Annotated in this window: 7 protein-coding genes and 1 pseudogene; all 8 read left to right on the plus strand. The window is 56.3% G+C overall.

Annotated features, from left to right (window positions below):
• The first annotated feature begins 8 nt into the window (after positions 1-8).
• Positions 9-1,273, plus strand: a pseudogene (locus tag PVA01S_RS25890) (molybdopterin molybdotransferase MoeA).
• A gap of 16 nt (positions 1,274-1,289) precedes the next feature.
• A complete protein-coding gene (locus PVA01S_RS25895; protein WP_127610752.1) occupies positions 1,290-1,670 on the plus strand; it encodes a phosphate-starvation-inducible protein PsiE in 381 nt (126 codons plus the stop codon).
• 347 nt (positions 1,671-2,017) lie between these two features.
• Positions 2,018-2,542 (plus strand): hypothetical protein, encoded by a 525-nt coding sequence (locus PVA01S_RS25900; protein WP_127610754.1) that lies wholly within the window; start codon positions 2,018-2,020, stop codon positions 2,540-2,542.
• Positions 2,539-3,198, plus strand: a complete 660-nt coding sequence (locus PVA01S_RS25905) for a phosphate starvation-inducible protein PhoH (protein ID WP_127610756.1) — start codon at positions 2,539-2,541, stop codon at positions 3,196-3,198. The genes PVA01S_RS25900 and PVA01S_RS25905 overlap by 4 nt, the downstream gene beginning before the upstream one ends.
• Entirely contained in the window at positions 3,195-3,839 is a 645-nt protein-coding gene (locus PVA01S_RS25910; protein ID WP_127610758.1) for a hypothetical protein, read from the plus strand. Before PVA01S_RS25905 ends, PVA01S_RS25910 begins: the two co-directional genes overlap by 4 nt.
• 14 nt (positions 3,840-3,853) lie before the next feature.
• A complete protein-coding gene (locus PVA01S_RS25915; protein WP_054797067.1) occupies positions 3,854-5,497 on the plus strand; it encodes an ABC transporter substrate-binding protein in 1,644 nt (547 codons plus the stop codon).
• Positions 5,484-6,476 carry an ABC transporter permease gene (locus tag PVA01S_RS25920; protein WP_127610760.1) on the plus strand — a complete coding sequence of 331 codons (993 nt, stop codon included), beginning with the start codon at positions 5,484-5,486 and terminating at the stop codon, positions 6,474-6,476. The genes PVA01S_RS25915 and PVA01S_RS25920 overlap by 14 nt, the downstream gene beginning before the upstream one ends.
• Positions 6,473-7,359, plus strand: an 887-nt coding sequence (locus PVA01S_RS25925) for an ABC transporter permease (RefSeq protein WP_164751986.1), incomplete at its 3' end; no start/stop codon positions are given. The genes PVA01S_RS25920 and PVA01S_RS25925, both read left to right, overlap by 4 nt.

Raw genomic sequence — 7,359 nt, forward strand, 5'->3', positions numbered from 1 at the left:
TGAGAGAAATGGTAGAGAGAAGGACACCCATTCCAGTAGGAGAAGCCGTTCGTAATCTGATGGCATATGCCAGTTTTGGTTTAAAAGAAATGGTTGCCCTTGAATTGGCAGACGGGCGTTATTTAGCTGAAGATTTGGCGGCGGATCATGATATTCCGTCCTTTGACCGTTCTCCTTATGATGGTTTTGCGATTAGATCCGAGGATACGGTTCGGGCAAGCAAGGACCATCCAATTACCTTCGAAGTCACGGGTACAATCGGGGCTGGCTCGGTATACCGTGATAAGGTTGGACCCTTTCAAGCGGTCCGCATTATGACAGGTGCGGAAATTCCGAAAAGCTGCGACGCCGTTGTCATGCTTGAATTAACACGCCCGTTTGAAGAGGACGGTCAAGCCTATATAGAGATTAAAAGGTCGTTTAAACATGGAGACAACATTTCATTTCAAGGTGAAGAAGCACGAAAAGGGATGATTCTAGCGAAGAGAGGTACTTACATAAATCCGGGGATCATGGCCCTTCTTGCTACATTTGGCTATAGTCAAGTACCTGTTGCCAGAAAACCAGTCATCGGAATCATTGCGACTGGAAGTGAGCTTCTTGATGTAAATGAGCCGCTTAAGCCGGGGAAAATTCGAAATAGCAATACGTATATGATTCTTTCTCAAATCCAAAGAGCTGGGGGAGAAGCCAAATACTTCGGAAAACTTAATGACGATTTGGATATGTGTTGCTCCGCAGTGAAAGAATCATTAAGTCATGTAGATATGTTAATTACAACCGGGGGCGTCTCGGTAGGCGATTATGACTATTTGCCGGCTGTCTATGAAAAATTAGGGGCAGCCGTTCTTTTTAACAAAGTAGCCATGCGTCCAGGAAGCGTGACGACCGTAGCGCATTTAGATAACAAATTATTATTCGGGTTGTCAGGCAATCCTTCAGCTTGTTACGTTGGCTTTGAGTTATTTGTACGTCCGATCGTTCGCACTTATTTATTTCATGGAAAACCGCATTTGAAAAAAGTAAAAGCAATTCTAGGAGAAAGTTTTCCAAAACCTAATCCATTTATGAGGTTCGTACGAGCAAAACTCACGTATGATGAAGGATCACTGATTGTTTCCCCAACCGGTTTTGACAAGTCCAGTGCTGTTTCTTCATTAGCAGAAGCCAATGCGCTGATTGTTCTTCAGGGGGTACAAGAGGATATGAAAAAGGGACGTACGTGGATGTTCTCCTATTAGAAGATCATCAAGGTAGCGAATGGCCTTGGTAAACACGTGGAGGGTTACATGAACAACCGGATTTTGAATACGTTCCAATTTATACTTAACGGTTCCTTAATTCTTCTAGGTATCATTTTAACGTTTTTAATGATCCGTGAACTATGGATTATTCTGTTATCTACGATCCAGACCACTCTGGACATTCATATTATTTTACAGGAGATACTCGCTTTCTTCCTTTATTTTGCTTTTGTGTCTATGATCGTCAAATATTTTAGAGAGAATTACCATTTTCCTATACGTTATCTTTTATACATTGGTATAACAGGTACCCTGCGTTTTATTATTGTTAACCGTGATCATCCCATGGAAAATTTGATATTGTCCTTCGTCATTCTGGTTCTCATGATTGCCTATTCTTTAAAAATAACATCGTCACAGCACTAGTCCAAGGATAAATAACATAAAGCGCCTCAAGCCGAAAGATGGCAGGAGGCGCTTTACGTATATGTCGAATTGAGTTGATCTTGCCCTTCGTAACCTTGCAGAGTTGCCGGTGGCAGCTGTTGATCACATTCGCGCTACAGATCAGCTCGCGCATCTCCGGCGGCAATTTGAAGAAGATCACTATTCAGTTTTCTTACGTATCCATTCAATAATTTTATAATAGCGTGCCAAGCCGCCCGGGACAAGGGGATATGGCCGGGTGCGAATTTTGTCGATATTGATAATCATTATCATTTGTATTACCATACACATGTACAAAAAATTAAGGGACTACAGGGGTGTATGAGATGTCAGCAATACAGGTTCGGGATGGCAAGGATGTATGGGAAGTGAGGTTTGAGGATATTCGCAAATATCACGGCGAGCTGGCGCTGATGGCTGTTGCGGTCGGCTTTCGCAGCCAGCAGGCGGCCTTTCGCGTGCTATATGGAGACAGCGCGGTCGAGCGCAAGGCGATCTCCGTCGTGTCAGGGCATGCCGGTCCGGGCTTTCGGGATGCGTTCGAATATGTCACGCGGGCGGTGAGTCGTGGGGCTTATCAGGTGGATACGGACTATCCGCGCGGCCAATACGATCCTTACCGTCCGCAGAGCTACGCCTTCGTGATCAAGGGTGAGGGTGCCGGAGCTGTCGAGGTTGTGCTGAAGGAGCATTTTTTGCCGCGGGAATTTTATGATTTTCTGAAGAAGGGCCGTGAAGGGACGACAACGGAGCAGGATGCTGAGGTATTCGGCAGGCTCAAGCTGGAACTGGCCGAACGGGCGCTGGCTTTGCCTGAGCAGGAACTGCTGGACGTGCGGAAAATCGGATGAGCGGGGCGGACGGATTTAAGGCGGGCGCCGCGGAATTTGTCGTTCTCGATTCCGGCTGCTTCTTCGGCATGGAAAGCGCGGAAGCGCTGCAGGTCCGGCCGGAATGCTTCGTACTGGACCAGTACAAGCTGGCCGAGACGGACCTTGCGCCTTATCCGTGCCTGGTGATCGATGCCTTCGCCGATCAGGAATGGCTGTACCGGCAGCGGGATCTGATCCGCCGTTTTCTCGATCAGGGCAAGCTGTTGATCTTCTGCGGCCATCTGTTCCGCGATTGGCTGCCGGGCGGCTCTCTATTTGTGCCGCGCACCATTCGCAGTCACCTCGATTATACGGTATTGTTCCACAAGCCACACCCGATTTTTACCGGGCTGACGTCCGAGGAGCTGACGTATAACAAGGGAGTGGCCGGGTTCTTCGCCCGGGGGCACAACCCGCCTCCGCCCGGGGCGGAGGTGCTGTTGACGTTGCCCGGCGGGGAAGGAATCACCTATATCGACCGGATGAGCACGGGCGGAACGATACTGGCCCATGCCGGGAACAGCCTGTTCACCTACGGTCCCCCGGAGAGCAAGCCGGAGCGCATCGGAAGCCAGCTCAGAGCGTGGGCGCGCGCGGAGATCGGCCGGATCGGCCGGAAGGAGGGACACGGATGAGAAGGATCGGGGTGCTCTATGGAGGCAATGCGCATCAGCACCGGACTTTTCGGGAGTCCAAGTACAAGACTTATGTGCACCGGCTGATTTATTTGCCGGAGCTGCACCGCGCGTCGTTGGACGATCTTGACGTGCTGCTTATTCCTTCCCAGCTGCATCAGCGGATGGTATCGGCCTCGTCCGGCAAGCTGCGCGCCTTCGCCGATTGCGGAGGCACGATAGCGGCGTTCGGCGCGCAGCCGCTCGATTGGCTGCCCGGCCACGGCTGGGAATTCAGGCCGACCAACTTCTGGTGGTGGCTCGATCCGAAGGCCGACAGCGGACTCGTTCTGAACGAGCCGGGGCATGATTTGTTCCGCTATTTGACGCTGCAGGATGCGACCTGGCACTATCACGGTATTTTCAGGCCGCCGGCGGGGGCGCAGACGCTGATCAGCGTCCGGAACGACGGAGCCATTCTGTATATCGACAAGGTGACGACGCCGGGCACGCTCATTATGACAACGTTGGACCCCGAGTTTCATTACGGCTCGTACTTCATGCCCGCCACCGAGCGGTTTCTGGACGGATTTTTCCCCTGGCTGGCAGAAGGCGACCACGGCTACGCGCCGTCTCAACACGATTACGATAAAAGCCAATAAGAGGAGTGTATGACATGCTGTTCCACACCAAAATCAGTACCTTCGCTTCGCTCATCTGCCTGGCGGCGGTTGTCGCAGGCTGCTCCGGCAGCCAGCCCCCGGCGTCTTCCGCTGGCGACGCTTCGAAATCGCCGGCCGATGCCGCTAAGAGCGTGAACGCCGCGGCTTCGGTCCAAATTCCTTCGCTTCGCCTCGCATGGGGCAATAGCGGCTATCCGTCCCCGTTTGCGTTCAGCGCCTCCGGTCCGGCCGGCTTCCTGCGCAACTCGTTCCTGTTCGATACGCTGACATGGAAGGACGAGAAGGGCGTGATCCCGTGGCTGGCCAAATCGTGGAAGGTGTCGGACGACGGGCTGACGTATACGTTCGAGCTGGAGCAGGGGGTCAAATGGCATGACGGCCAGCCGTTCACCGCGGACGATGTGGTCTTCAGCTTCGATTACTACAAGAAATTCCCGTTCATGTGGACCGGGGACATCAGCCAGATCGCATCCGTCAGCAAAACCGGCGATAGCACGGTAGCGTTCAAGCTTAACTCGAAGTACGCGCCCTTCCTGAGCGATCTGGTCGGCATCGTGCCGATCATTCCGAAGCATGTCTGGGAGAAGGTGGACAAGCCGGTCGAATTCCGCGACGCGTCCGCGCTGGTCGGCACGGGCCCCTACACGCTGAAGGAGTATGACTCCAAGTCGGGCCAATATTTGTACCAGGCCAACGACAGCTATTTTAAAGGCAAGGTCAAGGTGAAGGAGGTCGCCTACCTGAATCCGGCCAACAAGCTGCTCGCGCTGCAGAAGGATGAAATCGACGCCAGCTATTCCCTCAGCTACGCCGATGTGGAGAAGATGACCAAGGAAGGGCTGGACGTAATCAAAAGCGCGCCTACCGGAAGCGCTCTGCGCGTCACCTTCAATCTGGAGCATCCGCAGCTCAAGGACAAGAAGCTCCGCCAGGCAATCGCTTATGCGCTCGACCGCTCGGAGATGGCGCGCAAGCTGACGGGCGGGGAGCCGATCGTCGGCAACGCCGGGATCATTCCTCCGGATTCGCCGTGGTACAACCCCAAGGTGAAGAACTACGCCTATGATACGGCGAAGGCGGAGCAGCTGCTGGACGAGCTGGGCTACAAGAAAAACGCGGAAGGCGTGCGGGCCGATCTGAAGCTGAACGTCATGGTCTCCTCGACCTCTCCCGAGGCTCAGGTGATGCAGGAAATGCTGAAGAAGGTCGGCGTTGCGCTCAACCTGCAGCAGGTCGATGCGGCGACGTTCTCGACGGCGATGGGAGAGAACAAGTACGACATGGCGATTACGGGCCATATCGGTCTGAGCGGAGACCCGGACTTCCTGCGGCTGTGGTTTTTGGGCAAGGCGAACAACACGCTGGCCGCCCGGGGCAAGACATTCGACAATGCGGAATTCCAGAAGCTCGCCGAAAGCCAGAAGGCCGAGCTGGACCCGACGAAGCGCAAGGCGATCGTGGACGAGCTGCAGAACGTGCTGGCCGAGGAGCTGCCGACGCTGGTGCTGTACCACCGCCCGTTCTACTTTATGTATAAGAAAAATGTGTTCGACGGCTGGTTCAACACGTACGGCGGCATAGCGGACGGCATTCCACTTTGGGATAACAAGGTCGCGTTCATCGATGGCGGCAAATAAACAGGCTCTAACCTATGCAGGCGTCTTGATCTTCGTGCTGCTGCTGAACTTCTGGCTCCCTCGGCTTATGCCGGGGGGCCCTGTTGATTTTTTGACCGGAGGCGGGGAGGACGGCGCGATTTTCCTGACGGAGGTCCAGAAGCAGGCGATGCTGGCATATTACCATCTGGACGACTCCTTGTGGGCCCAGTTCACAAGCTATATCCGGGGGCTGTTCACCTTTGACTTCGGCCTGTCCATCAGCTACAAGCAACCGGTTATCGAGGTGATCGCCGAGCATCTGCCCTGGACGCTGCTGATCGTGGGCGCATCCACGGTGCTGTCGACGGCGGCCGGCCTGGCCACCGGTCTGCTGTCCGCCTGGTGGCATCCGGGGCGGAGCGATCGGAGCTGGTTTGTCGGGATGCTGACGCTCAGCGCGATCCCGGAATTCCTTATCGGCATGCTGCTGCTCATTATCCTCTCCGTCCAATGGGGCCTCATGCCGCTGGGCGGGGCGGAGACTGCCTTCCTGCGGTCAAGCGGCTGGTGGGGGCATGCCGTGGATATCGCACGGCACGCAGCGCTGCCCACGCTGACGCTGACCTTGACCAATATGTCCGGGCTGTATCTGCTGATGCGCAACGAGGCAATCCGGGTACGGCGGGAGCCTTTCGTGGAATTTGCCGAGGCCAAGGGCATCGGGGAACGGGCGCTACTGCTGCGGCATGTGGCCCTCAATGCGGCGCTGCCCCTGGTCACGGTCATTGTGATGCGCATCGGCGGACTGGTGGCCGGTTCGGTGCTGGCCGAGACGGTCTTCGCGTACCCGGGGATCGGCAAGCTGCTTCAGGAAGCGATCCTGGCGCGGGACTACCCGCTGCTGCACGGCCTGTTTTTGCTGATTACGGTAGCTGTGCTGCTTCTGAACCTGCTCGCGGATCTCATTTACCCGCGGCTGGACCCGCGCATTCGCATCAGACGGGGGGAGAGTCTATGAACAAAGCGCGCTGGATCGGATTTGCTGTTCTGCTGCTCTTTGCCGTCGCCGCACTCATAGGGCCGCTGCTCGTCTCCTCGTCGCCCTTCGAGATCGACGCCGACCGCTTCCTGCCTCCGTCAGCCGGGCATTGGCTGGGGACGAACTCCCTGGGGCAGGATGTGTTCAGCGGACTTGTATACGGGGCGAGAACGACGCTGCTGGTCGGGCTGTGCGTTTCGCTGCTCAGCACGCTGCTGAGCGGCCTGCTGGGCCTGATCGCCGGCTATTCCCGGCGGCTCGATCCCGTGCTGAATGCGCTGGCCAACATGCTGCTGGTGCTGCCGCCGCTGCTGCTTATTCTGATCGTCGCCTCGTTCACCGGCGGCGGCACCTGGCAGCTGATCCTGACGCTGGGCTTGCTGACCTGGCCGTCCTTCATGAGGCTGATCCGCGCTTCGGTGCTGTCGTTGAAGGAGCGGGAGTTCGTCAAGGCGTCCAGGCTGTTCGGCGGCGGCACCTTCTATGTGCTGCGCCATCACCTGCTGCCGTTCCTGTGGCCGCTGCTGCGCACGAAGTTCATCCTGTCGTTTCGGCAGGCGGTGACGATTGAGGCGAGTCTGGCCTTTATCGGCATTGGAGACGCGAACCGCCCCTCGTGGGGGAAAATGCTGCAGCAGGCGTTCAGCCGCAACGAAACGTGGATATCGGACGTCTGGCAGTGGACCGTGCTGCCGCCGACGCTGGCGGTGCTGCTGGTCACGGTCGGGCTGGCGCTGGCCGGGGAGGAAAAATCTGCCGAGGCGGCGCTGACGAAAGCCGGTTCGCCGCGCGGACGCAAAGCGGCGCAGGCTGCCTTCGGGAAGGCCGCCGCCGCGGCGAAGCCGGGAGCGCGCGCGGATGC

It is taken from the genome of Paenibacillus validus NBRC 15382 (assembly GCF_004000985.1).
In the GTDB taxonomy this organism is placed as follows: domain Bacteria; phylum Bacillota; class Bacilli; order Paenibacillales; family NBRC-103111; genus Paenibacillus_G; species Paenibacillus_G validus.